Source organism: Stutzerimonas zhaodongensis (genome assembly GCF_003696365.1).
GTDB lineage: Bacteria > Pseudomonadota > Gammaproteobacteria > Pseudomonadales > Pseudomonadaceae > Stutzerimonas > Stutzerimonas zhaodongensis.
The window spans coordinates 516,790-539,696 of record NZ_RFFM01000001.1 but is presented as its reverse complement, the minus strand read 5'-3'; the positions used below and the strand labels follow the sequence as shown (position 1 = coordinate 539,696).

The window sequence follows — 22,907 nt, the reverse complement described above, 5'->3', positions numbered from 1 at the left end:
ATCAATCCTTGTGCAGTACGCCGTATACGACCTGGTACGTCGCTGGCAGCCCCTCCGGGGTGCGGAACTGCTCGTAAGCGTCCACCAACGCGCGGATTCGCGCCCTGCCAGTTAGCCCGCCGGGGCGTCCCGGATTAAGGTTGTGCGCACCGAGCGCCTTGAGTTCGTGTGTGAGCTGGCGCAACTCGGAAAAGTGCAGCACGTGCGGTCTGACTTCCAGCCGCTCCAGGCGCAGCCCACTGGCAGCGCAATGCCGCTGATAAACGCTGATGGGTCGAAAGCGATTGACGTGAGCAAAACCATCTACGCTTTTCCAGCTATCGCGCAACTCTTGCAAGGTGCCAGCGCACAGACTGCTGAATGCAAACACCCCACCGGGGCGCAGTACCCTTCCCGCCTCCCCCAGCACTGCTGAGAAATCATCACACCACTGCAGGGCGAGGCTGGAAAAGATCAGATCGAATGAAGCATCGCGAACTGGCAAACATTCGGCATCGCCCGCAACGAATGCACATGCGCCACCTTGTGGTCTGGCGTGGCGCAGCATGCCTTCGGCGATATCCAGCGCGATGCCATCACTGGCAGGGAAACGGTTCGCCATAATCCGCGAGAAATAGCCGGTGCCACAGCCCAGGTCCAGCCATCGCTCCGGTTTCATACCACCGGGCAAAACTTCAATCAAGGTGCTGCCCACGGCTCGCTGCAACTCGGCCACGGCGTCATAACTGGCGGCAGCGCGAGAAAACGAGGCCGCAACCAGACGCTTGTCAGGCAGCTCATTCTCCACACCATTTACCACGACCGTGACCGCTTCGCTCATTCCATCTGGCCCTTGATAAAGGCGGCTATCGCCGACGCCACGTCATCCGCTCGCTCGAGCGGCAATGCGTGGCTGGCACCAGCCAGCAGCTCGGCTTCGACGCCTGGCATCCAGCGCCGCAGTGCATCACAGGCGGCGGCAGGAACCAGCGCATCGCCATCAGCAAAGAGGTGCAGCTGCGGCCCGAAATACCCATGCAAGGCGCCACGACCATCCAGATCGGCCAGCAACTGCAGGCCGGCATTCAGCACGGCAGGCGCCGATGCTGACTGACTGACCTCCAACTGCCTCGCCAACGTGCGCGGGTCGTAACCACCGCGGCTGCAGAGCAAACGAAACCGCTTGAGGGTTTCCTCGGGATCAAGCCGGAAGGCCTCATGAAAAGCATCGAAAATATCCGCCGCCATCGCTTCAGGCCATTGAGGGCGTGCACGAAAGCAGGGATTACTGGCGATGGTAATCAAACCGCGACAGGTATCGACGCGACGCGCCGCCAATTCGGCGGCGAGCATGCCCCCCAGGGACCATCCGCCCAGCCAGCTTTCATTCGGCAGACGCTGGTCCAGTTCTTCGAGCCAGGCGTCCGCATCCTCTAACTCAGGCAGAGGTTCAATGACTACATCGAGATCCGGCACGAGCTCAGTGAGCGCCTCGCACAAAGGCTGCAACGCAGCCGGGCCAAACGCCCATCCGGGCAGCAATATCAGCTGATCACGCATCGGTTCCAGGCTCCTCGGCCAATCGATTCCAGCATTCGGCCAGGATATCCAGCAGTCGTTCCACTTGAGCCTCGCTATGCGACGCGCTGAAGGTCACGCGCAGACGCGCGCTACCGGCCGGAACCGTCGGCGGACGAATCGCGCCAACCAGAATTCCGCACGCGCGCAGGTCGGCGGACAGCTGCAAAGCCCGCTCGCTGCTGCCGACCAGGATCGGCTGGATCGGTGTCGGGCTGTCCATGAGGGTCAGGCCGATCCGGGCCGCGCCCTGACGGAAACGCTCGATCAGCCGGTTCAAATGGTCGCGTCGCCAGTTCTCGGTACGCAGGAGCTCCAGACTTTTCAACGTCGCACAAGCCACCGCGGGTGGCTGGCTGGTGGTGTAGATATAGGGACGGGCGAACTGGATCAGCGTCTCGATCAGATCGTCGCTGCCCGCGATGAAGGCACCGGCTGTGCCGAACGCCTTGCCCAGCGTGCCGACCAGAACCTGAACGTCATCCATGCCCAGCCCGAAATGCTCGACGATGCCGCCGCCGGTTTTGCCCAACGGACCGAAGCCATGGGCGTCATCCACCATCACCCAGGCATTGCGTGATCGGGCAGTGACGCAGAGCGTAGGGAGGTCGGCCAGATCGCCATCCATACTGAACACGCCGTCGGTGACCACCAGTGTATTGCCGGTCGCTTTCTCCAGCCGGCTGGCCAGGCTGTTGGCGTCGTTGTGCAGGTAACGAGAAAAACGCGCGCCGCTAAGCAGACCCGCATCGAGCAAAGACGCATGATTGAGGCGGTCTTCGAGTACCGTATCGCCTTGCCCCACGAGCGCGGTGACGGCGGCGAGATTGGCCATGTACCCGGTGGAAAACAGTAGCGCCCGTGGACGTCCGGTGAACTCAGCCAGAGCTTCCTCGAGTTGATGATGCGGCGTGCTGTGCCCCATCACCAGATGGGACGCGCCGCCGCCTACGCCCCAACGCTCGGCGCCCTGCTGCATGGCGCGAATTACCTCGGGGTGGCTGGCCAGGCCCAGGTAGTCGTTTGAGCAGAACGCCAGCAGCCGCTCGCCATCGACCGTCACCTCTGGCTGCTGCGGCGCCTCCAGCAATGGTCGCTGACGATACAGATGCGCAGCGCGGCGCTCGGCGAGTCCGGAAGCGAGATCGAAGGGCATAAGTGGGTGAGCTTTTTATAGGGGCCAGCTTGCTGGCAAACCTGAAGGAGCGGAGGTGATTTGCGATGGAAGCAAACGCCCCTCGCCCCTACAGGGTTCGTGAAACCCGTCGGTGCAGGTCAGGCCGACGCGGCGTTATAGAACAACTCGCTGTCGCGCTGCTCCACCAGGGCCTGTTCGATGGCAGCCTGATGCACCTCATCGTCGTGCTCTTCGCGCGCTTCGGGCTTGATGCCCAGCCGCTGGAACAGCAGCATGTCCTTGTCCGCCTGAGGGTTGCCGGTGGTCAGCAGCTTCTCGCCGTAGAAGATCGAGTTGGCACCTGCGAGGAATGCCAGCGCTTGCATCTGCTCATTCATCTGCTCGCGGCCGGCCGACAGCCGCACGTGGGATTTCGGCATCATGATCCGCGCCACGGCGAGCATACGAATGAAGTCGAAGGGATCCACATCCTGCTCGTCTGCCAGCGGTGTGCCCTTGACCTTGACCAGCATATTGATCGGCACTGACTCGGGGTGCTCGGGCAGGTTGGCCAGTTGGATCAACAAGCCCGCGCGGTCGTTCAGCGACTCGCCCATGCCGAGGATTCCGCCTGAGCAGATCTTCATGCCCGCGTCGCGAACGTAGCTCAGCGTTTCCAGGCGGTCGGCGTAGGTGCGTGTGGTGATGATGTTGCCGTAGAACTCCGGCGAGGTATCGAGGTTGTGGTTGTAGTAGTCCAGCCCAGCGGTCGCCAGTGCCTTGGTCTGCTCCTGATCCAGCTTGCCGAGGGTCATGCAGGTTTCCAGTCCCAGGGCCTTCACGCCCTCGACCATTTTCAGCACGTAGGGCATGTCCTTGGCAGACGGGTGTTTCCAGGCAGCACCCATGCAGAAGCGCGTCGAGCCGATGGCCTTGGCTTCGGCGGCGGCTTCCAGCACTTTCTGTACTTCCATCAACTTTTCTTTATCGAGACCGGTGTTGTAATGGCCCGACTGGGGACAGTACTTGCAGTCCTCGGGGCAAGCGCCGGTCTTGATCGAGAGCAATGTGGAGACCTGCACACGATTGGCATCGAAATGCTGGCGGTGAACGGCCTGAGCCTGAAAGATCAGATCGTTGAACGGCTGCTCGAAGAGCGCCTTGACTTCGGCGAGGCTCCAGTCGTGGCGGGTAACGGAAGCGGCAGTGGCGCTCATGGGCATTCCTTGTAATTAATAGCGGCTCGGCGGCCAGGCACGGATGCGAAATGGTTAGCCAAGCCGAAGATGCTGTCAACCAGGAAAGGAATCATGGTTTACAACTGGTTAAATATTGAACACTACTGCGCACTTTGCGATAATCGCTGCGAAGCCAATCAGTCGATCTGCGGAGCCTGTGAGGCGGATCTTCCCTGGCTCAATGAGCAGTGCACGGTCTGCGCCCTGCCGCTGCCCGCGCTGGGCCTTGTGTGCGGTGAGTGCTTGAAGCGGCCTCCGAGCTTCGACCACGTGAGCGCTCCGTGGCGCTTCGCCTTTCCGGTGGACAGCCTGATCAGCCGTTTCAAGCACCAGGCGCGCTGGCCACTCGGCAGGCTGCTCGCCGAACAGCTGGGACGCCACCTCAATCATGCCTTCAATGACGGTCTTCCCCGCCCCGATGCGCTTCTGCCGGTTCCACTGGCCCGCAAGCGCTTGCGCCAGCGTGGCTTCAACCAGGCGCAGATGCTTGCCGATTGGCTGAGTCCCGCATTGGCAGTCCCGGTCGATAAGAAGCTGCTGCAGCGAGTGCAGGATACTCAGTCACAACAGCAACTCGACGCGGCCGACCGGCGGCGAAACCTGCGCCATGCGTTCGCGCTTTCCAACGATAATGGCGTGGCCAGGCGCCACGTCGCGATCGTCGATGACGTCCTCACCACCGGCGCCACCGCCGAGGCATTGGCTCGCCTGCTGAAGCGTGCCGGGGCGGCCCGCGTCGATGTCTATTGCCTGGCCCGGACTCCCAAACCTGGCGAGTAACCGGTGACTCCGGTTGTGTAAACACGCAAGTGCAATACACTGGCGACCCGTCCACGGAGCCGACCATGAGCCACCCTTTCGACACGCTTACGCCTGATCTTGTGCTCGATGCGGTGGAGAGTGCCGGCTTCATCAGCGATGCACGCGTGCTGGCGCTGAACAGTTACGAAAATCGCGTCTATCAGGTCGGCATCGAGGATGAGACGCCCATTGTGGCGAAGTTCTATCGGCCAGGCCGCTGGAGCAACGAAGCCATTCTGGAGGAGCATCGGTTCTCCAAGGAATTGGCTGATAGGGAAATTCCTGTGGTGGCTCCGACCGAACGCGATGGCAGAACGTTGTTCGAACACGCCGGTTTCCGCTTCGCACTCTTCCCCAGACGCGGCGGACGGGCACCCGAGCCGGGTAATCTCGACCAGCTCTATCGACTGGGCCAGTTGCTGGGCCGCATGCATGCGGTCAGCGCCAGCCGCCCGTTCGAGCACCGCGAAACGCTCAGCGCCCAGAATTTCGGCCACGAGTCGCTGGCGACTTTGCTCAATGGCAATTTCATCCCCAAGAGCCTGTTGCCCGCTTATGAATCAGTCGCTCGCGACCTGTTGAAGCGCGTAGACGACGTGTTCGCAAGCACCGACTTCCAGCCGATCCGCCTGCATGGCGACTGCCACCCCGGCAACATTCTCGCCCGCGACGACGCATTTCACCTGGTGGACCTGGATGACTGCCGTATGGGCCCTTCGGTGCAGGATATCTGGATGATGCTCGCTGGGGAGCGTCACGAGCGGCTCGGCCAACTCTCGGAACTGGTGGATGGCTACAACGAGTTTCACGACTTCACCCCGCGGGAACTGCCGCTGATCGAAGCCTTGCGCGCCATTCGCCTGATGCACTACAGCGCCTGGCTGGCCCGCCGCTGGGATGATCCGGCCTTCCCGATGAGTTTCCCGTGGTTCGGCACCGAACGCTACTGGGGCGATCAGGTGCTGATTCTCCGCGAGCAGATGTCAGCGTTGCAGGAAGAGCCCTTGAAGTTGTTCTAGCTGGCGGCGTCCTCGGCCGCGGTCCGCTGCGTTTTGTATGTGGGCTGAAGCCACCCTACCGGGCTTCAAGGCCCCACCGAGCGACGGCATGGGGGATGCAAAAGCGACATTCACCCAAAGCGCAGTCTACGTACGAGCCAGCTTACCGCGATCAGGGCTAGCCGCCATGTCCAGGTTTTACGACCACACATCGCGTGCGAATGGACCGCCGCTGATCACGAGCGAGCTCGCTCCAACGGAAGGCGAGGCGCGCTCCAGCTGCGTATCGCCGAAGTGACATTCTCGCTACAGGACGCGCTACCGCTACTTTTCTTCGATCAACCAGTCCAGCCGCCAGTCGCCTTTACTTTGGCCGAGCAGCTTGGCTAGCCAGGGCAGCAGTTCGCGCAACTCTTCCTCCAGCCCCCACGGCGGATTGCTGATGGCCAATCCTGAACCATTGAGCCGCAGCGCATCATCGGCGGGATGAACGAACAGCTCGGCCCGCAGCAGTTTGGGCGCGCCAGATCGCGACAGGTCCTGATAAAAACGCTTGAGCTGGCGCTCATCCTTGATCGGATACCAGATGACACCGATGGTCTGGCGCATACGACCCAGCGCCTCGCTCAGTGCCTGAACGCAGCGGCTCAGCTCGTCAGCCTTTTCGAACGGTGGGTCGACCAGCAGCACCACGCGCTTTTCATGGGTAGGCATCAAGGCCCGCGGCACGTGCCAACCCTCACCCAGGTGCACCGCTACACGGTGGTCGCCGGTCATGTTGTCTTTCAGAAGGCGGCCGTCTTCGGGGTGTTTTTCATTGAGCTGCAGGCGATCCTGCGGGCGCGTCAACTGGCGCGCCAGTTCTGGAGAGCCGGGGTAATAACGCAGTGCACCGTCAGGATTGAGCGAGCGGATCACTTCCAGATAATTCTCGGCTATTGCCGGGACGTCGTTGGCCTGCCACAGGCGCGCAATGCCTTGCAGCCATTCGCCGGTACGGTTGGCCTGATCGCCCGCCAGGTCATACAGGCCCACGCCGGCATGGCTGTCGAGATACGCGAAAGGTGCCTCTTTTCGCGCCAGCATGGCGAACAGCCGGGACAACACGAGGTGTTTGAAGACGTCGGCGTGATTGCCGGCGTGAAAAGCGTGGCGGTAGTTCATCGGGCACTCCTGAAGAGTGCACAGTCTAACTGTGCCAGCCAGGATTCGCAGGGACTGGACGAAAATGCATGGCCGCCAAGGATGCATAACCTCGACAAACGGCTGCTACAGTGATCAGCCCTGCCCCCAGCCAATCAGGACGTCTGATGGACATTCGAGATCTTTTCCATATCACGCTACCAGTCATCCAGGCGCCGATGGCCGGTTCGCAGAACCATCAACTCGCCGCGGCGGTTTCCGAGGCCGGCGGGCTGGGCTCGATACCCGCCGGCATGCTCAACGCCGAGACTCTCGACGCTGAGCTGACCGCCATCGCCGCGCTGACGGGTAAGCCTTACAACCTGAACTTCTTCTGCCACCTGACGCCCACCGAAGACGCCACACGCAATCAAGCCTGGCTGGCGCTGCTGGAACCGTATCTTCATGAGCAGGGAATCGACGCCGGGAGCATTCCCACCGGCGCGACCCGCAAACCGTTCGATGCGGCAATGGCCGAGGTGCTGGAGCGGCACCGCCCTGCGGTCGTCAGCTTCCACTTCGGCCTACCTGAGCCGGAGTTGCTGCAACGCGTGAAAGCAACGGGGGCGAAGATCCTCTCCAGCGCAACGACCCTGGAAGAAGGCCGTTGGCTGCAGGCGCAGGGCGTCGATGCGGTGATCGCCCAAGGTTTGGAAGCCGGCGGCCACCGCGGCATGTTCCTGAGTGGCGATATCGACAGCCAGATCGGCACCTTCGCCTTGCTGCCGCAGCTGGCCGGCACGCTGGATGTTCCGGTGATTGCCGCCGGCGGGATTGCCGATGCAGCGGGTGTCGCCGCAGCAAAAGCCCTTGGCGCGGCAGGCGTGCAGGTTGGCACCGCTTACCTGCTGTGCGACGAGAGCCGCACCAGCCCACTGCACCGCCAAGCGCTGCAGAGCTCGGCCGCAGAGCACACTGTGCTGACGACATTGTTCTCAGGCCGCCCTGCTCGGGGCATCGTCAATCGGCTCATGCGGGAGCTGGGCCCGAGACCTGGCGCAGTGCCGGCCTTCCCACTCGCTGGAAATGCCATCGCCAGCCTGCGCAGCAAAGCCGAACCGGCGGGGATCGATCATTTCTCGCCGCTATGGGCTGGACAGAACGTCAGCGGCTGCCAGGCCATTCCTGCCGCTCAATTGACCAGAGCGCTGGCCACAGGATGGCAAGGTTGAGCGGCAATCGAGCGCACGCCAAGCGTCGGACCCGGGCTCGACTAGTGCCCTGCAGGGCGTAGACTAGGCCCATCTGCAAAACGAACGGATCGGATATGACCGTGCTAACCAACACACTGGTTTTTCTTGCCACCCTGGCCGGCATGGAACTGTTCGCCTGGTGGGCGCATAAGTACGTGATGCACGGCTGGGGTTGGGGCTGGCACAAGTCGCACCACGAGCCGCGCACCGGCTGGTTCGAAAAAAACGATCTCTACGCGATCGTCTTTGCCGGGGTCGCGATTCTGCTGATCGCGCTGGGCACCGCCGGTTACGGTCCGCTGGAGTGGATCGGCGCTGGCATGACCGCTTATGGCGCGCTCTATTTCATCGCCCATGATGGCTTGGTACATCATCGCTGGCCGCTGCGCTACGTGCCGCGTAACGGCTATCTCAAGCGCCTCTATCAGGCGCACCGCATGCACCATGCGGTAGAAGGCAAGGAGCGCTGCGTGTCATTCGGCTTTCTATACGCGCCGCCACTGCCAGTACTCAAGCAACAGCTGCGTGAGCTGCACGACGGACCACTGCGCAAAAATCAGGGTGCTTCTAACTCGGACGCTGCCACAGCGAATCAGGACGCGGCCTGACCTGCATCTTTCGCGAGGCCAGGGCCAGTACCCCGCCACCCAACAGGAACTGTACTTTCTGACCTTTGCTGGTCGAGACGCGCGTATCCCACGCCCCCGCTCCGCGCGCTTTCACTTCGACGCCAATCTGCCGGTAGACCCCGTGGGCCGTGGCGATGGACCAGGCCGAGCGCAGCGGCAGGTCGCGCAAGCCCTGGATCGCCGACTGGTAGTAGGGCTCAGCAAGATCCACCAACCGCGCCGCCAGGGTCGCCAGTGCAGCACGGCGCTCCGGCAGTGCGACCTGATCCTCTGGAATGCCCACCTCAGCCAACCAGTCCGCTGGCAGGTAGATGCGCCCGATATGGGCATCCTCGACGATATCGCGGGCAATATTGGTCAACTGAAACGCCAACCCCAGATCACAGGCGCGATCCAGCGTCGGCTCCGCTTCGGCGCCCATCACCCGCGCCATCATGAGGCCCACCACGCCGGCGACGCGATAGCAGTAGAGCAGCGTGTCATCGAGCGTCTGGTAAGGGTAGTCCTGCACATCCATGCGAAAACCGGCGAGATGTTCGAGGGGGTATCGCTTGGGGATCTGGTGCCGCTGAATCACCTGCTGAAACGCAGCAAAGGCCGGATCGCTCATCGGCTCGCCCGCATAGGCGCGCTCAGTGAGATCGACCAGCTCGGCCAGTCGCGCTTCGCCGGTGGAGCGATCGCCCTGGACCTGACCGTGGCCCAGCGTCTGCCCGTCGATCACATCATCGCAATGACGGCACCAGGCATAGAGCATCACAGCACCCTGGCGGGTGCGCTCGTCGAAGAGCTTCGCCGCCGCAGCGAAGCTCTTCGAACCGACATTGATCGCTTGGGTCGAGTGGTCGACCACCTGATCGTTCATCCGGCCCGGCCCTCCAGCATAAAGTCCTCCAGCATCAACCCGGCTGTAGCTTTGGCCGAACCGACGACGCCCGGCACACCCGCGCCAGGATGGGTTCCGGCCCCGACGATATAGAGGTTAGGGATCACGTCATCGCGGTTGTGCGGGCGGAACCAGGCGCTTTGGGTGAGGATCGGCTCCAGCGAAAAAGCCGAGCCGAGATGAGCATTGAGCTCGTCACGGAAATCGTGCGGTGTGAAGATCCGATGGGTGACCAGATCGCCGCGCAGCCCGGGTATGTAATAGCGTTCGAGGTATTCGAAAATGCGATCGCGGTATTTCGGCCCCTCCACCGCCCAGTCGATATCCGCCGTGCCCAGGTGCGGTACCGGGGCGAGCACGTAATGACTGGCGCAGCCCTCCGGCGCCAGCGATGGGTCGGTCACGCAGGGTGCATGCAGGTAGAGGGAAAAGTCGTCAGCCAGTGTCTCGTGCTTGAAGATCTCGTCGATCAGCTCGCGGTAGCGCGGGCCGAAGCACACCGTGTGATGTTGCAGGTGCTCATGGCGGCGCTTGAGGCCGAAATGAATGACGAACAGCGACATCGAGAACCGCTTGCCGGAGAGCCGTTTGGCCTCTTCGCGACCACGCTGTTCATGACCGAGCAGTTGCTTGTAGGTGTTGACCACATCAGCGTTGGAGGCCACCGCATCAGCATCGAAGCGACGCCCGTCCCACGTGGTTACGGCTCTCGCCCGCCCACTGACCAGCTCGATGCTCGCCACCTCGGCGTTCAGCTCAAGCTTGCCGCCCAAGTCTTCGAACAGCTTGACCATGCCTTGCACCAGCGCACCGGTGCCGCCACGCGGAAACCAGACACCACCCTGGCGCTCCAGCGCGTGGATCAGCGCATAGATGGACGAGGTTTCGAAGGGGTTGCCGCCGACCAACAGGGAGTGAAAGGAAAGCGCCTGCCGCAGCCGGTCGTTCTCAACGAACTTGGCCACCATGCTGTACACGTTGCGCCAGGCCTGCAGCTTGGCCAGCTGCGGCGCGACACCGATCATGCTGCGAAACGACAGGAAGGGCACGGTGCCCAGCTTGACGTAACCCTCTTCGTACACTGCCCGCGAATAGGCGAGAAAACGCTGGTAGCCGGCGACATCCTTGGGATTCAACGCATGGATCTGCCGATCCAGTTCGACCTGATCGTTGACGTAATCGAAGCTGTAACCGTCCTCCCAGCACAGCCGGTAGAACGGACTGACAGGCAGCAATTCGACGTAGTCGGCCATGCGCTTCCCCGCGCCGGTGAATAGCTCGTCGAGCGCTGGCGGATCGGTGATCACCGTCGGACCGGCATCGAAGGTAAAACCCTGGTCGTGATAGACATAGGCGCGGCCACCCGGCTTGTCGCGCTTTTCCAGCAGGGTCGTTTGAATACCGGCACGCTGCAGCCGAATCGCCAGCGCCAGCCCGCCGAAACCGGCGCCAATCACCACGGCCCGCTTGGGCGTCCTACCTGTCGGCTCGTTCATCGTTTGTCCTTGTGGTGCAAATTACCGGCAGCCAGCGCACGCAGCGCTTCGCCGACCGGTACAGGAGGTTTGCCCGAGACGATGCGCAAGCGGTCCCAGGTGGTCAGATCTGCCGCGTAAAAACGCCGAATCAGCGGTTCGCGCAGGCGATAGAAGCGCTGCATTACGGCCCAGCGGCGATCTGCCGGTCCGGCCATGAACAGCATGCGATTGAGCAATCGGAAGAAGCCGCGCTGGCGCCATTGCGCCAACGAGTAATCGCGGGTCGCCTCGAACAGGCTGGCGGCATCCCAGCGATCCAGAGCAATCAGATGATCAGCCAGGCGCACCGCGTCAGGCAGCGAGTAGCCGGTGGTGGGATGGAACAAGGCTGCGGCCAGCCCCGTCTGCGGTACGCCGCGCGCCTCATCCCAGAATGCCGGCAGGTCACCGGAGAGCACGATGGGCAATACTCCCTGCTCTTCACGCAGCATCTCGGCGATGGCCCAACCACGGCCGCTGGCGTAACGCGCGATGTTGTCACGCAGCGTATCGAGCGCCACGGCATCGCCATCGGCGTAGTAGGTGTCTTCGATCAGCAGGGTATCGGCGCTGAGCGGCAGTACGTAGACGAAGCGATAACCGTCGTGCTGGGCGACGCTGGCATCCATAATTATCGGCTCCACTAAACCGTGCGGCTGCTCCAACCGCACTTCCTGGCCGAGGAATTTCTGAAAGCCCAGTGCCAGTTGCCTGGTCTGGCGTACCCCGCGCCCATCAATCACCGCGCCTGCGTGCAGAACTTCGCCCGAGGCTAACCGCACCCGCTGCGGCTCAACGTCTACAGCGGCCACACGCAGACGCACGCCGTCGCCGAGTTCTGCCATCAGATGCTGATGAAACCGCTCTGAAAAAATACTCGCGTAACCGCTATCCAGCCGCCGATTGATATCCGGAAAGATCACTTCGTATCCAGGCCAGTGTATGCCTACCAATGGTTTCAACCAGCGGTGCTGGGTTGGCGACAGATCGTGCTGGTGAAAGGACCAGGTGTGATTGCCGCCCAGGGTTTCACCTTGCTCCAGCAACAGCAGGCGAAGGTCCGGTCGCTGCTGCCGCAACCGCATCGCCAGCAAGCCGTTGGCCAGCCCGCCGCCCACCAGGATCAGGTCGGCATCAGCCATGCTCCACTCCTTGCGTAGCGGGCGCCTCGATCCCGAGCGAGCGCTCGATCAACCGTGCAGCTCGAGGGGCACCGCCTGCTGCGCGAACATCTTCACCCAGGCTACGTGCGCGTTGGGCATAGCATGGCTCGCTCAACAACTGGCGCAGCGCCTTGGCGATACGCCGACGGCTGGCCAGGCGCGGGTCGAGCTTCAGGCCAACGCCTGCATGAACCACCCGCGCCGCTACGCCGGGCTGGTCGAACGCGATCGGCAGGGCGAGGGATGGCACGCCAGCTTCCAGCGCGTCGAGCACGGTATTCAGGCCGGCATGGGTGATCAGAGCATCGGCACGCGCCAGCACTGCCCGCTGCGGCGCGAAATCGGTCACCCAACTCGCGCCGGCGCGTAGCAGGCGCTGCTCCTGCCGAGCATCCAGACGCCCGCAGTGGGCGATCAGCAATTGTATGTCGAGCTCATGGCAGGCCGCGGCGATGCGCTGGAACAAGCCATAGCGATCGCCCTGCAAGGTGCCCAACGAAGCGAAGACGAAGGGCTTGCCGTGGGCAACCGGGAGGTCCAGCGCGGGCTCGTCGGCCAATGCTGGGCGCAGAGGGCCGACGCCGTAGCAATGCGCAGGCAGAGCGCTGCGCGGGAAATCGAAACGAGCCGTGGCCTGGCTGAGCTGCAACAGGGGCGACAGGCATTCGTCGAGTCGCTGCCGTGGCGGAAGACCGAATTCAGCGGCATAACGCGAGATCACGGCAGCGTGTGCTTGCATGGCCCGATCATAGACGTTGCTGCTGTGCAGATTCAGTTGCTCACCCCACGGTGTCGGCTGGTAGCGCCACGGCATGACAGGCAGCGGCACCAGCGCTTCGCGATTGACTGGCAATGCACAGGCAATCGACACGAATGGCAGCTCCAGGTACTCGGCCAGCAGCCCACCGGCCGGCTCCATCTGGTCGACTATCAGCGCCTCGACCCCTAGCGAGCGCAACAAGGGTGGCGCATCCCGGCAGAACATCTCGGTGGCGGCAGCCATATCAGCGATGACCCGACGTATACCCCATGGCCCGCCTGGCCGAGCGGCGCGCTCGATCACTGCCTTCAGCGAGCCGGGCGGATGCGATGCAGTGCCAACCTGAGCAAATTGCAAGTGCGGATGACGCAACGAGTTGGCCACGTCGGCTTGCTGGATAAAGGTGACACGATGCCCCTTCTCAAGCAGCTCGCCCGCGATGGCTTCCATAGCCCGCAGGTGGCTGTGAAACGGTGGAGTGATCACAGCAAAATGGGTCATGCGCAGCACCCCTGTCGGTCGCGATCCAAACCGATGTGCCGGTTCATCAGGTTGCAGATGGGTCGAAGGGTGCCAGCAATGGCGCCTGGGCCAAAGCCACGAGGTTGGCCGAGCCGGTACAGAAGCACGCGACTCGCAGCTGCTGTATCAGCACCTGGAAATGCTCGATCACCGCTTCCGGCCCGACCAGCGCGGCATCCAGTACGCCGGCAGCCTGGCCGACCAGGTCTGCACCAAGTCGAATGGCCTTGGCTGCATCGATGCCGTCCCGTATACCGCCGGATGCAATCAGATGCGCACCGGGACACGCACGGCGCACCTCTGCTATCGCCCGGGCGCTGGGGATTCCCCACCCAGCAAAAGCCTGGGCAATGGCCCGCTGTTGCGGATCGAGCGCTCGTTCAGCCTCGACCGCGGCCCAACTGGTACCGCCCGCACCCGCCACATCGATTACCGACACGCCGACATCCAGCAAGCGCTGCGCCACGGCCGGGGAAATGCCGGCGCCCACTTCCTTAGCCACCAACGGCACGGGCAATCGCGAAGCCAACGCCTCGATCGCCAGCAGTACGCCACGCCAATCACGGTCCCCACCCACCTGCACCGCTTCCTGCAACGGATTGAGATGAATGATCAGGGCGTCGGCTTCGATCATGTCGACCGCCCGCTGCGCCTCGTCCACGCCATATCCAGCCACCAGCTGAGCCGCACCCAAATTGGCCAACAGGGGGACGGAAGGGGCGAGTTCACGCAGTTGCCGGGTCAAACCCTGGTCGGCGCCTGTTTCCAGCGCGATGCGCTGGGAGCCGACCGCCAGCGCGATGCCCAAGGCTTCAGCAGCTATGGCCAGATGCCTGTTGATCTGCGTGGCGCGGGCCGCGCCGCCGGTCATGGAGCTGATCAGAAGCGGCGCCGAAAGCGTCTTGCCGAATAGCACGGCACAAATATCGATATCGTCCAGACGCAACTCCGGCACCGCACAATGCTCGAACGTCAGTGCGGCATAGCCTGGATCGACCGCTGAACAGGCGCGGCGCGGGTCGAGAACGATGTCCAGATGATCATTCTTGCGCCCTGCAATATGTTCTTTACTCATTAGCGCCTCGTTCGATGACCTTATGTGGACGTAAGTGGTCATTAAAAGTGCCAAGACTTATACACGCTGTACAGGTATTGTCACGATATCTAACGAAAAACGATACAGGAGGTCGTCATGGCCATCGCTTTGCCGAACACGCAACACGACTTCGAAAAGAGGGTCGGTGCGTTGCGTGCCCAGGTTGACGAAAGGCTTGACCAGTGGCTGCCGCCAGCGCCCCCGCAGGACGCTATCGGCAACGCGATGCGCGATGGAACCCTGGCTCCGGGCAAACGCATCCGACCTCTTTTGCTGCTGCTGACGCTTCAGGACCTGCAGGGTGGCGAGGCCTCCGATGCCGGCCTGGACCTCGCCTGTGCGCTGGAAATGGTGCATGCCGCCTCGCTGTTTCTTGATGACATGCCCTGCATGGACAACGCCGAGCTGCGCCGTGGTCGCCCGACGATCCACCTGCAATTTGGCGAAGACGTTGCCGTGCTCGGTTCCGTTGCCTTGCTCAGCCAAGCTTTCAGCATAGCCGCCTCGCCCGCTGATATACCCGCCTCGGTGCGAAATCAGCTGGTACGCCTGCTGGCCCAGGCGACAGGCGCTCAAGGTCTGGTGCGCGGCCAGTTCCATGACCTGCGCGAAGGGCAACGCGCTCGGCCCCTTGAGGCCATCGCCCATACCAATCGCCTCAAGACGTGCCCGTTGTTTACCGCAGCGGTGGAATTCGCAGCCCTGTTGGCTGATGCCAGCGCCAGTTGCACACGCCATCTCAATGGCTTTGCCACTGAACTGGGGCTAGCTTTTCAATTGCTCGACGATCTGGCCGACGGCCTCAGTCCGCAACAGATCGGCAAGGATGCGGGCAAGGACGTCGGTAAGAGCACCGTGGTTGCACTGCTTGGGCCGGAGGCGGCGCGCCAGCATGTGGAAGAACATCTCGCGAGGGCAGAACAGCACCTGATAGACGCCGGCATCGGTGGCGGCCAGCTGGCCCAATTGCTCGAGTATTTCTGCGCGAGGCCACACTGGGCTGGGCCAGGCAAGGCCTAGAAGGCGCTGCTGTGTCGACCCATCACTCGAATGTATGGTGCTAGGCAGCTGTCTGGCCGCCTCCTTAGACTCGAGTGCATGTAAATGGAGGATTTTTCATGCCCGAGACTCTGCTCTGCCCGCGTAACCTGGCATTCGAACTCTATGAAGTTCTGGATGCTGAAGGCCTGACACAGCGCGAGCGCTTCGCCGATCACAGCCGCGAGACCTTCGATGCGGCCATCGACACCGCCCGCAGCATTGCCGAAAACCTCTTCGCCCCGCACAACCGCAAGGCCGACGAAAACGAGCCTATCTACACGGATGGCGAAGCCGTATTGATTCCCGAAGTGAAGCCTGCCGTCGACGCTTTCATCGAGGCCGGGTTCCATAATGCTTCTCGCAGCTTTGACGATGGCGGCATGCAGTTGCCCAACCTGCTCTCGCGGGCCTGCTTCGCGCATTTTCAGTCCGCCAACATCGGCACTTCCTCCTATCCGATGCTGACCATGGGCGCCTCGCACCTGATCGAAGTGTTCGGCAGTGACGAGCAGAAGCAGCGCTTTCTCCAGCCGATGCTCGAAGGTCGCTTCTTCGGCACCATGGCGCTGACCGAGCCGCACGCTGGCTCGTCCCTGTCGGACCTGCGCACCCGTGCCGAGCCCGCAGGCGACGGTACCTATCGGCTCAAGGGCAACAAGATCTTTATTTCCGGCGGCGACCACCCGCTGTCGGAGAACATCGTGCACATGGTCCTGGCCAAGCTGCCGGATGCCCCTCCCGGGGTGAAAGGCATCAGCCTGTTCATAGTGCCCAAGGTCCTGGTCAATGAAGACGGCTCGCTGGGCGAGCGCAACGACGTGATCCTGGCTGGCCTGTTCCATAAGATGGGCTGGCGCGGCACCACCTCCACGGCGCTGAACTTCGGCGACAACGGCAACTGCGTCGGCTATCTGGTGGGCGAGCCACACAAGGGCCTGTCGTACATGTTCCAGATGATGAACGACGCGCGCATCGGCGTCGGCATGGGCGCGATCATGCTCGGCTACGCCGGCTATCTGTACTCGCTCAACTATGCACGCGAGCGCCCGCAGGGGCGTCTTCCAGATGGCAAGAACCCTGCTTCCTCACAGGTACCCATCATCCAGCACACTGACGTCAAGCGCATGTTGCTGACGCAGAAAGCCTATGTGGAAGGCGCGTTCGATCTCGGCCTGTACGCGGCACGAATCGTCGATGAGCAGCAAACGGCCACAACCGAGGAAGAACGCAAGAACGCCCACGAACTGCTGGACCTGCTCACCCCCATCGTCAAATCCTGGCCATCGGAGTACTGCCTCAAGGCCAACGAAATGGCGATCCAGATTCTCGGTGGCCACGGCTATACCCGTGAGTACCCCGTCGAGCAGTACTACCGCGACAATCGGCTGAACCCGATTCACGAAGGTACCCACGGCATCCAGTCTCTCGACCTGCTTGCACGCAAGCTGACGCAGAACGGCGGCGCGGGGCTGCGTCAGCTACTTGGCCTGATCCAGGGCACCTGTGCACGCGCCAGTGAAATCAGCTCGCTGGATGCAATGCGCCAACCGCTGGAGCAACTGCTGGGTCGTCTGACCGAAGTGACACAAGCCCTTCTTGGCGACTTGATGGCTGGCAAGGTCAATCAGGCGCTGGCCAATTCGGCGCTGTACTTGAAGGTCTTCGGCCACACGGTGATCGGCTGGCGGTGGCTGGAGCAGGCAATCCGCGCCGAACAGGGTCTGGCAAAGGGTAACGAGGCAGACGTCGATTTCTACCGTGGCAAGCTTCAAGCCGCACGGTATTTCCTGACCTGGGAAATACCGAGCTGCCATCACGAGCTCGACCTTCTCGCTGCTCGCGACGACACCTGCCTGAGCATGCAGGAAGACTGGTTCTGAAGACTGGCGCGACGCGGTCCATTTTCGGTCCGTGTCGCGCGTTGGATCCGACCCTCGGTCACCCCAACGGGCTTTTTTGACAGCATGTCAAATCAGCAGGTTAGAATCGCTGGCATGCACCCTGCATGTTCGACAGCGGCACTAACCTTCGGAGAGCGCATTGGATATCGGCAACATCAACCACCTGTTTTTTATCGGTGCCTTGTTAGTTGCGGCGAGCATCCTGATGAGCTCCCTGTCGACCCGCCTTGGCGTGCCGATCCTCGTTATCTTCCTGGCCGTTGGCATGCTCGCGGGTGTCGATGGCATCGGCGGCATCGTCTTCGATGACTACTCGCTGGCATTTCTGATCAGTAACCTGGCCCTTGCCATCATCCTGCTGGACGGCGGCATGCGCACCCGGGCCGCGACCTTTCGCGTCGCGCTCTGGCCCGCGTTTTCGCTAGCCACCGCCGGCGTGATCATCACTTCGGGGCTTACCGGCCTGGCTGCTGCCTGGTTATTCGACCTGTCGCTGATGCAGGGTCTGCTGGTTGGGGCCATTGTCGGCTCGACCGACGCAGCGGTGGTCTTCAACCTGCTCAATGGGCGTGGGCTCAACGAGCGGGTTGGTTCGACACTGGAAATCGAGTCTGGCAGCAACGACCCGATGGCCATGTTTCTCACAGTGGCACTGATCGACATGATCGCCTCCGGCCAGACCGGCTTTGGCTGGGGCTTCTTCGTCAACCTGCTGCAACAATTCGGCATCGGCACCCTGCTCGGCTTGTCCGGCGGCTGGCTGCTGCTGCATCTGATCAATCGCCTTTCAGTCGCCGACGGCCTGTATCCACTGCTGGCAGTGGCCGGTGGCATCATGATTTACGCCCTGTCCGGCGCCATCGGCGGCAGCGGCATTCTCGCCGTCTACGTCTGCGGCCTGCTGTTGGGGAATCGGCCGATCCGTAACCGTCATGGCATCCTGCATATGTTCGACGGCCTGGCCTGGCTCAGCCAGATCGGCATGTTTCTGGTGCTCGGGCTGCTGCTCACGCCCAGCGAGCTGTTGCCAATCGCGCTGCCCGCACTGGCGCTTTCTCTATGGATGATCCTGTTTGCCCGTCCGCTTGCGGTATTTATTGGACTGCTGCCGTTCCGTAGTTTTCAGCTGCGCGAGCGCCTGTTCATTTCCTGGATCGGCTTGCGTGGCGCGGTGCCGGTCATCCTTGCGGTGTTCCCATTGATGGCCGGCCTGGAAAACGCGCAGCTGTACTTCAACGTAGCCTTCTTCATCGTGCTGGTGTCATTGCTGCTTCAGGGCTCGACACTCACCTGGGCGGCGAAGAAGGCCAAGGTCGAGGTGCCGCCCTCACCTCTACCGATCTCCCGCGCGGGCTTGCAGATACACAACACCAGCCAATGGGAGCTGTTCATCTATCGGCTGACGGCCAAGAAATGGTGCGTCGGAGCCGCCCTGCGAGAACTGAAGATGCCAACCGGGACGCGCATTGCGGCCCTATTTCGCGGCCGTGCACTGTTGCACCCTTCCGGCAGCACGCGCCTGGAAGTTGATGACATTCTCTGCGTGATCGGCCACGAAGAAGACCTGCCAGCACTGGGCAAACTGTTCAGCGAAGCTCCCGAGCGTGGCCGCGACATGCGCTTCTTCGGTGATTTCATCCTTGAAGCCGAAGCCGAGATGAGCGCCCTCGCCGCACTTTATGGCCTCAAACTGGGTGACGTGGACGGACGGCTGCAGATCGGCCAATTCATTGCAGAACGTGTCGGTGGCAAGCCGGTAATCGGCGATCAGATCGAATGGAACGGGCTGACCTGGACCATTGCCACAATGGAGCATGGCCAGGTTCGCAAGGTTGGCTTGAAGTTTCCGGAGGGCAACAAACCCGGTCCTTCGCTGCACTTCTGAGCATCGGCACCTGACTGCATGCGAACTGCCAGGACAGTTCCGATCTACGGACTCGCCTCGCCCTCACACAGCCCTTAGACTCCGCACTCTTTTTCATCATTCGATGTCTGCTATGGCTTCCTTGCGCTCTCTCTTGCTGGCGACCCTGCTCGCCTTTGCCCCGATCGTCACCCTTGCCCAATCCGTCCCGGGTCTGCCCAACAACCAGCCCGCCGAGGAGGAAGCTGCGAAGCCGGCCCAGCCGAGTGCCGACGAGCGCCGCCAAGCCTTGGCCGAACAAGCCGCCAAAGCGCAGAAACGGCTAAGCACGCTAAAAACGGAGCTGACCAACGCGCCCAAGGAAATCGCCGATTCACAGCGCGAACTCAGCAAGCTCAAGAACAGCGACGACAGCGACATGGCGCAGAAGCTGGCAAGCCTGAAGGTGCCAGCGCTTGAGCAGCGACTCGACGAGCGTGTGGCGGAGCTGTCCGCCTGGCAAACAGCGCTGACTGCAGCCAATAGCATGATCATCAGCGCCCAGACCCGTCCCGAGCGGGCTCAGGCTGACATCAGCAAATTCCAGACGCGTATCGACGAAATCAACAGCCTGCTCAAATCAGGTCGCGAGGCTGGCAAACCAATAAGCGACGAGCGCCGAGAGGTGCTCAACGCCGAAAAGGCCGCATTCAACGCCCAGATCGAACTGCGCCGCAACGAACTGGCTGGCAACAGCCTGCTGCAGGATCTCGGGATCGCCCGTCGCGACCTTCTATCCGAGCGCATCGCCCGGGCCGAACGTGAAACCATGGCGCTGCAGACCGCCATCAATAACAAGCGCCGGGAAGAATCCGAACAGACCGTTGCGCAGTTCTCGCTGAAGGCCGAAAAGGCCGGCTCCGACAAGCTGCTGCCGGCTGAAAGCGAAGAAAACCGGCGCCTCTCCGGCTATCTGCTACGCGCCACCGAGCGCCTCAACGACCTGACTCAGCAGAACCTTCAAACCCGCCAGCAGCTGGACACACTCAATCAGGCCGACCAGGCGCTGGAAGAGCAGATCGCCGTGCTCGAAGGCAGCCTGTTGCTATCGAAAATCCTATACCAGCAGAAGCAGGCGCTGCCGCAGCTGAGCCTCGACAAGAACCTGGCTGACGAAATCGCCGACATCCGGCTCTATCAGTTCGAGCTGAACCAGCGTCGAGAGTCATCCGGCAATGTCGAGGACTACGTTGAGCAGCAATTGGCCAGCCAACCCGCCAGCGAGGTGACCCCCGAGCTGCGCAGCGCGCTCACGGAGCTGATACGCACCCGCAGTGAGCTGCTCGACCGGCTCAATCACTCATTGAACGCATTGCTGAGCGAGTCCATCACGCTGCAACTCAACCAGCGCCAGTTGCAGACAAAGGCTCAGGCTCTACGCGAGACGCTGGACGAGCAGATGTTCTGGATTCCCAGCAACAAGCCGCTCGATTTCGACTGGTTCAAGAGCGTGCCGACGCTCCTCGACCGCCAGCTGAGGGCCATGCCATGGGGCTCGGTTTTCCACGCGCTGGGTGCCGGCCTGCTCGAACGCCCACTGTTCTTCGTACCGCTACTGCTACTGATCGGGCTGCTGCTCTGGCGCCGCAAGGCGATCGACGCCAAGCTCGACTCACTCAGCAGCGAGATTGGCCATTTCCGCAAGGACAGCCAATTGCACACGCCACTGGCGTTGCTGCTCAATTTCCTACTGGCACTGCCGGGCGCATTGTTCCTGGCGCTTTGCGGCTACGTGTTGCAGATGGACGGGCGCGGCCAGAATATCAGCCTAGGCGCCGCCTTCTACCAGATGGCACAGGCCTGGCTGGTGTTCTACAGCGCCTACCGAATGCTCTCGCCGAACCGCGTCGCGGAGACGCATTTCGGCTGGTTCCGTCCACAAGTGATGTTCCTGCGTAACGAGATCCGCCGACTCGGATTGGTGGTCATGGCACTGGTCGCTGTCGTGGCGATCGCCGAGCATCAGCCAGGCACACTGGTTGACGACGTCATCGGCATCGTTGTGGTACTGGTCTGCTTTGCGCTGATGAGCTGGCGCCTTACGCGTTTGCTGCTCAAAGGGCCATCGAGCCAGAACGCGCCGCCGGTTCGCCGCTTCATCGGTTTGCTGTTCAGCATATTGCCGCTGGCGCTGATCGTGGTGGTGGGCTTTGGCTACTACTACACGGCGCTGAAGCTGACCGGTCGACTGATCGACACGTTGTACCTGCTACTCGCATGGATCGTCATCGAGGCCACACTGGTCCGTGGCCTGACCGTCGCGGCCAGACGCCTGGCCTATCAGCGCGCGCTGGCCAAACGCGAATCGCAGGTCGATGAAACTACCGATACGAGCGAGTCCACCGGCGCGGCGGGGCTGGACATCGAACAGGTGAACCAGCAGTCTCTGCGTTTGACGCGTATGGCGATGTTCGGCCTGTTTTTCGCTTCGCTCTACTGGGTCTGGGCCGACCTGATCAGCGTTGTCTCCTATCTGGATAACGTGGTGCTTTACGAGTTCGTCAGCGGTGCTGGCGATACTGCGACCACCAATGCCATCACGCTGAACAACCTGCTCGGCGCGCTTCTTATCGTTGCCATCACGGTTGCCCTGGCTCGCAACCTGCCGGGCCTTCTGGAAGTGCTGGTGCTGTCGAAGATGCGTCTGGCGCAAGGCAGCGCCTATGCCACCACTACGCTGCTGTCCTACCTGCTGGCAGGCATTGGTATCGTGTCCACGTTATCGACCCTGGGCGTGAGTTGGGACAAGTTGCAGTGGCTGGTCGCAGCGCTGTCGGTCGGCCTCGGGTTCGGTATGCAGGAGATCTTCGCCAACTTCATCTCTGGCCTGATCATCTTGTTCGAACGTCCAGTGCGAATTGGCGATGTGGTGACCATTGGCAACCTGTCGGGTACGGTCAGCCGGATCCGAATCCGCGCCACCACCATCACCGACTTCGACCGCAAGGACATCATTGTTCCGAACAAGACCTTTATCACTGGGCAACTGGTGAACTGGTCGCTGAGCGATACCGTCACGCGGGTGACGATCAAGGTCGGCGTGGCCTATGGTTCGGATCTGGATCTGGCGAAGAAACTGCTCTACAAGGCAGCCCATGAAAACCCGCGCGTCCTCAAGGACCCCGAACCGCTGGTCCTGTTCCTCAACTTCGGCGAGAGCACGCTAGATCATGAGCTGCGTATCCACGTACGCGACCTGGGCGATCGAAACCCGGCGACCGATGAGATCAACCGCTTTATCGACCGCGAATTCGCCAAGGCGGGTATCAACATCGCCTTCCGCCAGGTGGACGTGTTCCTGAAAAATCTCGACGGCAAAATGCTGCAATTGGGCACCGCGCCGCGACTGAATCAACCGGACGACAAGCCGAGCGCGCCACCAGCCGACGGTCAGGCCTGAGGA

18 protein-coding genes are annotated in these 22,907 nt (G+C 62.0%); 8 read left to right on the top strand and 10 right to left on the bottom strand.

All coding sequences use genetic code 11. The annotated features are described in order from the left end of the window. Position 1: 1 nt before the first annotated feature. The 4 genes from bioC to bioB form a co-directional block, all read right to left on the bottom strand. Positions 2 to 820: a malonyl-ACP O-methyltransferase BioC gene (bioC, locus tag EA797_RS02380; protein ID WP_122163589.1), complete on the bottom strand. Its 819-nt coding sequence runs from the start codon at positions 818 to 820 to the stop codon at positions 2 to 4. Then, positions 817 to 1,539: an alpha/beta fold hydrolase gene (locus tag EA797_RS02375; protein ID WP_122163588.1), complete on the bottom strand. Its 723-nt coding sequence runs from the start codon at positions 1,537 to 1,539 to the stop codon at positions 817 to 819. The genes bioC and EA797_RS02375 overlap by 4 nt, the downstream gene beginning before the upstream one ends. Continuing rightward, entirely contained in the window at positions 1,532 to 2,713 is a 1,182-nt protein-coding gene (gene bioF, locus EA797_RS02370) for an 8-amino-7-oxononanoate synthase (RefSeq protein WP_122163587.1), read from the bottom strand. Before bioF ends, EA797_RS02375 begins: the two co-directional genes overlap by 8 nt. Positions 2,714 to 2,832: 119 nt before the next feature. After that, positions 2,833 to 3,891 (bottom strand): biotin synthase BioB, encoded by a 1,059-nt coding sequence (bioB, locus tag EA797_RS02365; RefSeq protein WP_122163586.1) that lies wholly within the window; start codon positions 3,889 to 3,891, stop codon positions 2,833 to 2,835. Positions 3,892 to 3,984: 93 nt separating this feature from the next. Here bioB and EA797_RS02360 point away from each other — a divergent pair, with 93 nt between their 5' ends. Then, positions 3,985 to 4,692: a ComF family protein gene (locus EA797_RS02360; RefSeq protein ID WP_122163585.1), complete on the top strand. Its 708-nt coding sequence runs from the start codon at positions 3,985 to 3,987 to the stop codon at positions 4,690 to 4,692. A 65-nt stretch (positions 4,693 to 4,757) separates the two neighbouring features. Beyond that, the gene (locus EA797_RS02355; RefSeq protein ID WP_122163584.1) at positions 4,758 to 5,732 is read left to right on the top strand and encodes a serine/threonine protein kinase; all 975 of its coding nucleotides are present in this window, start codon (positions 4,758 to 4,760) and stop codon (positions 5,730 to 5,732) included. A gap of 303 nt (positions 5,733 to 6,035) precedes the next feature. Here EA797_RS02355 and EA797_RS02350 read toward each other — a convergent pair whose 3' ends face one another. Next, positions 6,036 to 6,875 (bottom strand): 23S rRNA (adenine(2030)-N(6))-methyltransferase RlmJ, encoded by an 840-nt coding sequence (locus EA797_RS02350; protein WP_122163583.1) that lies wholly within the window; start codon positions 6,873 to 6,875, stop codon positions 6,036 to 6,038. Between the two features lie 146 nt (positions 6,876 to 7,021). Between EA797_RS02350 and EA797_RS02345 the strand changes: the two genes are divergently transcribed. Continuing rightward, entirely contained in the window at positions 7,022 to 8,065 is a 1,044-nt protein-coding gene (locus tag EA797_RS02345; protein ID WP_122163582.1) for an NAD(P)H-dependent flavin oxidoreductase, read from the top strand. Between the two features lie 95 nt (positions 8,066 to 8,160). Further along, positions 8,161 to 8,694 (top strand): sterol desaturase family protein, encoded by a 534-nt coding sequence (locus EA797_RS02340; RefSeq protein WP_122163581.1) that lies wholly within the window; start codon positions 8,161 to 8,163, stop codon positions 8,692 to 8,694. Here the strand turns inward: EA797_RS02340 and EA797_RS02335 are convergent. The 5 genes from EA797_RS02335 to fni are packed head-to-tail and all read right to left on the bottom strand — an operon-like array spanning position 8,654 to position 14,638. Next, positions 8,654 to 9,580, bottom strand: a complete 927-nt coding sequence (locus EA797_RS02335; protein ID WP_122163580.1) for a phytoene/squalene synthase family protein — start codon at positions 9,578 to 9,580, stop codon at positions 8,654 to 8,656. The two genes, EA797_RS02340 and EA797_RS02335, sit on opposite strands and share 41 nt — an antisense overlap. Beyond that, on the bottom strand, positions 9,577 to 11,097 hold the full coding sequence (locus tag EA797_RS02330; protein WP_122163579.1) for a phytoene desaturase: 1,521 nt from the start codon (positions 11,095 to 11,097) through the stop codon (positions 9,577 to 9,579). The genes EA797_RS02335 and EA797_RS02330 overlap by 4 nt, the downstream gene beginning before the upstream one ends. After that, complete coding sequence (crtY, locus tag EA797_RS02325; RefSeq protein WP_122163578.1) at positions 11,094 to 12,260, bottom strand: lycopene beta-cyclase CrtY; 1,167 nt, start codon at positions 12,258 to 12,260, stop codon at positions 11,094 to 11,096. The genes EA797_RS02330 and crtY overlap by 4 nt, the downstream gene beginning before the upstream one ends. After that, positions 12,253 to 13,542, bottom strand: coding sequence for a glycosyltransferase (locus EA797_RS02320; RefSeq protein ID WP_122163577.1), 1,290 nt, complete (start codon positions 13,540 to 13,542; stop codon positions 12,253 to 12,255). Before EA797_RS02320 ends, crtY begins: the two co-directional genes overlap by 8 nt. 46 nt (positions 13,543 to 13,588) lie before the next feature. Continuing rightward, on the bottom strand, positions 13,589 to 14,638 hold the full coding sequence (fni, locus tag EA797_RS02315) for a type 2 isopentenyl-diphosphate Delta-isomerase (protein ID WP_122163576.1): 1,050 nt from the start codon (positions 14,636 to 14,638) through the stop codon (positions 13,589 to 13,591). Positions 14,639 to 14,755: 117 nt separating this feature from the next. Here fni and EA797_RS02310 point away from each other — a divergent pair, with 117 nt between their 5' ends. The 4 genes from EA797_RS02310 (at position 14,756) to mscK (ending at position 22,904) form a co-directional block, all read left to right on the top strand. Continuing rightward, a complete protein-coding gene (locus tag EA797_RS02310; RefSeq protein WP_122163575.1) occupies positions 14,756 to 15,679 on the top strand; it encodes a polyprenyl synthetase family protein in 924 nt (307 codons plus the stop codon). A 98-nt stretch (positions 15,680 to 15,777) separates the two neighbouring features. Beyond that, a complete protein-coding gene (locus EA797_RS02305) occupies positions 15,778 to 17,580 on the top strand; it encodes an acyl-CoA dehydrogenase (RefSeq protein WP_122163574.1) in 1,803 nt (600 codons plus the stop codon). 160 nt (positions 17,581 to 17,740) lie between these two features. Continuing rightward, positions 17,741 to 19,486, top strand: coding sequence for a potassium/proton antiporter (locus EA797_RS02300; RefSeq protein ID WP_122163573.1), 1,746 nt, complete (start codon positions 17,741 to 17,743; stop codon positions 19,484 to 19,486). 112 nt (positions 19,487 to 19,598) lie between these two features. Next, positions 19,599 to 22,904, top strand: a complete 3,306-nt coding sequence (gene mscK / locus EA797_RS02295; RefSeq protein ID WP_122163572.1) for a mechanosensitive channel MscK — start codon at positions 19,599 to 19,601, stop codon at positions 22,902 to 22,904. Positions 22,905 to 22,907 lie beyond the last annotated feature (3 nt).

Bases quoted from the DNA above. Each gene is read 5' to 3' on its own strand.
- bioC (WP_122163589.1), bottom strand. From the start codon at position 820: ATGAGCGAAGCGGTCACGGTCGTGGTAAATGGTGTGGAGAATGAGCTG.
- EA797_RS02375 (WP_122163588.1), bottom strand. From the start codon at position 1,539: ATGCGTGATCAGCTGATATTGCTGCCCGGATGGGCGTTTGGCCCGGCT.
- bioF (WP_122163587.1), bottom strand. From the start codon at position 2,713: ATGCCCTTCGATCTCGCTTCCGGACTCGCCGAGCGCCGCGCTGCGCAT.
- bioB (WP_122163586.1), bottom strand. From the start codon at position 3,891: ATGAGCGCCACTGCCGCTTCCGTTACCCGCCACGACTGGAGCCTCGCC.
- EA797_RS02360 (WP_122163585.1), top strand. From the start codon at position 3,985: ATGGTTTACAACTGGTTAAATATTGAACACTACTGCGCACTTTGCGAT.
- EA797_RS02355 (WP_122163584.1), top strand. From the start codon at position 4,758: ATGAGCCACCCTTTCGACACGCTTACGCCTGATCTTGTGCTCGATGCG.
- EA797_RS02350 (WP_122163583.1), bottom strand. From the start codon at position 6,875: ATGAACTACCGCCACGCTTTTCACGCCGGCAATCACGCCGACGTCTTC.
- EA797_RS02345 (WP_122163582.1), top strand. From the start codon at position 7,022: ATGGACATTCGAGATCTTTTCCATATCACGCTACCAGTCATCCAGGCG.
- EA797_RS02340 (WP_122163581.1), top strand. From the start codon at position 8,161: ATGACCGTGCTAACCAACACACTGGTTTTTCTTGCCACCCTGGCCGGC.
- EA797_RS02335 (WP_122163580.1), bottom strand. From the start codon at position 9,580: ATGAACGATCAGGTGGTCGACCACTCGACCCAAGCGATCAATGTCGGT.
- EA797_RS02330 (WP_122163579.1), bottom strand. From the start codon at position 11,097: ATGAACGAGCCGACAGGTAGGACGCCCAAGCGGGCCGTGGTGATTGGC.
- crtY (WP_122163578.1), bottom strand. From the start codon at position 12,260: ATGGCTGATGCCGACCTGATCCTGGTGGGCGGCGGGCTGGCCAACGGC.
- EA797_RS02320 (WP_122163577.1), bottom strand. From the start codon at position 13,542: ATGACCCATTTTGCTGTGATCACTCCACCGTTTCACAGCCACCTGCGG.
- fni (WP_122163576.1), bottom strand. From the start codon at position 14,638: ATGAGTAAAGAACATATTGCAGGGCGCAAGAATGATCATCTGGACATC.
- EA797_RS02310 (WP_122163575.1), top strand. From the start codon at position 14,756: ATGGCCATCGCTTTGCCGAACACGCAACACGACTTCGAAAAGAGGGTC.
- EA797_RS02305 (WP_122163574.1), top strand. From the start codon at position 15,778: ATGCCCGAGACTCTGCTCTGCCCGCGTAACCTGGCATTCGAACTCTAT.
- mscK (WP_122163572.1), top strand. From the start codon at position 19,599: ATGGCTTCCTTGCGCTCTCTCTTGCTGGCGACCCTGCTCGCCTTTGCC.